The sequence below is a fragment of the Vibrio sp. 10N.261.51.F12 genome (assembly GCF_041471725.1).
In the GTDB taxonomy this organism is placed as follows: Bacteria; Pseudomonadota; Gammaproteobacteria; order Enterobacterales; family Vibrionaceae; genus Vibrio.
The window spans coordinates 1-1693 of the sequence record NZ_JBFROV010000052.1; the positions used below are offsets into that span (position 1 = coordinate 1).

Annotated in this window: 2 protein-coding genes; one reads left to right on the top strand and one right to left on the bottom strand. The window is 46.3% G+C overall.

Annotated features, from left to right (window positions below):
* Positions 1-101: 101 nt before the first annotated feature.
* Positions 102-326, bottom strand: coding sequence for a hypothetical protein (locus AB4405_RS23100; protein ID WP_372062966.1), 225 nt, complete (start codon positions 324-326; stop codon positions 102-104).
* Positions 327-732: 406 nt separating this feature from the next.
* Here AB4405_RS23100 and rfaD point away from each other — a divergent pair, with 406 nt between their 5' ends.
* The gene (gene rfaD / locus AB4405_RS23105) at positions 733-1674 is read left to right on the top strand and encodes an ADP-glyceromanno-heptose 6-epimerase (protein WP_372062967.1); all 942 of its coding nucleotides are present in this window, start codon (positions 733-735) and stop codon (positions 1672-1674) included.
* Positions 1675-1693: the final 19 nt, after the last annotated feature.

The window sequence follows — 1693 nt, forward strand, 5'->3', positions numbered from 1 at the left end:
CTAGGAACTAGGAACTGCTCTTCCCTAGGGCCGCTTTAAATCAAAACAGCCTCTCCTACTGTACAACTCGTAGAGAGAGGCTAATTTAGAACAACAAAAGCCTATTGGGCTGGTGATGTTACTGTTGTTGCTGTGCTGTCATCCGAAGATGCAACGGCAACGACTGTCACTGCAGCTGCAGCGCCAACAGCGATAGCACCGGTTGTTGCTGCGCCAGCAGCACCACCAGCAGCGCCACCAGCACCAGCTGCGCCAGCTTCTGCTTCCGCAAAGGCTGGGCTAGCCATGCCCGCTGCAATCGCCATTACTAATGCGATTTTTTTCATGATTATATTCCTTTACTCAATTATCGATAATTCAGTGCACTCAGTTGAACACACTGACTTGTCATGTTAATGGAAAGTGTAAAGCGTTGTAAATGGGATTTTTTTTACAATTTGCTGACAAAGGGAGGGAAAAGCGGAAAAAGCGGTTAAATAAGGTCCTGGGGCCTGGAAAAAGCACTTTGGGGCACCTGTTGAGTGGTGAGTTTTAATTTCAATATTTTTAAATTGCTTCCAGAAAACCCCGACTACCCGATCTCACTCAAAATACCCCTAGGAACCAGATTGGCTTTTCCCAGGACCCAGGACCGCTCTTTTCCGCTCTTCCCCAATCTTCTCCCCCATTTCCCCCTTCGCATTAAATCTTATATACTCAAACCAATTATCCCATTCAAATTGGAAGAGTTTTATGATCATTGTAACTGGCGGCGCTGGCATGATTGGCAGCAACATTATCAAGGCGTTAAACCAAGCAGGCCACAACGATATCCTGGTTGTAGACAATTTGAAAAACGGGCGTAAATTTCAAAACCTGGTTGATCTTGATATTACCGATTATATGGATCGTGATGATTTCTTAACGCAGGTCATGGCGGGTGACGATTTTGGCCCTATCGAAGCGGTGTTCCATGAAGGGGCGTGCTCTGCGACGACGGAGTGGGATGGCAAATATGTCATGCTCAATAACTATGAGTACTCAAAAGAAGTGCTTCATTACTGTTTAGAGCGTGAGATTCCGTTCTTGTATGCGTCTTCTGCTGCCACTTATGGCGATACGACGGTATTTAAAGAAGAGCGTGAATACGAGGGCGCGTTGAATGTATACGGCTACTCTAAGCAACAGTTCGATAACTACGTACGTCGTTTAACCGCCGATGCTGAAGCGCACGGTGAAACGCTGTCACAGATTACGGGTTTTCGTTACTTCAATGTGTACGGCCCTCGTGAGCAGCACAAAGGCAGCATGGCTTCGGTGGCTTTCCACTTGAATAACCAGATGAACGCGGGTGAGAATCCTAAGTTGTTTGAAGGAAGTGCTCAATTTAAACGTGATTTCGTTTATGTTGGCGATGTAGCAGCCGTTAACCTGTGGTTCTTGGAAAATGGTGTTTCAGGTATTTTCAACTGTGGTACCGGCAAGGCAGAAACATTTGAAGCGATTGCGGAAGCGGCAATTAAGCACCATGGTAAAGGAGTAATAGAAAACATTCCTTTCCCTGATCACTTGAAAGGTGCTTATCAAGAGTTTACCCAGGCGGATTTGACTAAACTGCGGGCTGCGGGTTGTGATGTTGAGTTTAAGACGGTTGCTGAGGGTGTGGCTGAGTATTTGGCGATTGTGAATAGTTAATAGGTCCTGGGTCCTGGGT